The organism is Phytobacter sp. V91 (genome assembly GCF_965644225.1).
Classification (GTDB): domain Bacteria; phylum Pseudomonadota; class Gammaproteobacteria; order Enterobacterales; family Enterobacteriaceae; genus CBFFRJ01.
The window spans coordinates 1-270 of sequence record NZ_CBFFRJ010000354.1; the positions used below are offsets into that span (position 1 = coordinate 1).

Sequence of the window (270 nt, forward strand, 5' to 3'; positions counted from 1 at the left end):
ATCTAAATCTGTTTTCGTTGCCGTGGCGAAAGTCATAAGAAATCCAACCAAAATATCCTGTTCAATATCCAGCCCCATGTACTTTGCCACCTCACCACCTAAGACAATTTTACGGTGAGTTTTTTCTTTTCTCGTTAATACTCTTTGAGCCGTTGTCAATCTGTTCAGTTCCTGTTGTGCTGATGCCAGCAACTGACTTAAGGAAGGTGCGATTTAATCGTCAGTTATGAGAACATAAGGCTTTCTTTGCCATAGATTTTTCACGATGCC

At 40.7% G+C, this 270-nt stretch carries 1 protein-coding gene; it reads right to left on the reverse strand.

Features of this window, described 5'->3' with window-relative positions; translation table 11 throughout:
* The coding region (gene traD, locus ACSZO4_RS25995; RefSeq protein ID WP_437891949.1) for a conjugal transfer protein TraD at positions 1–192 on the reverse strand (192 nt) is incomplete at its 3' end.
* Positions 193–270 lie beyond the last annotated feature (78 nt).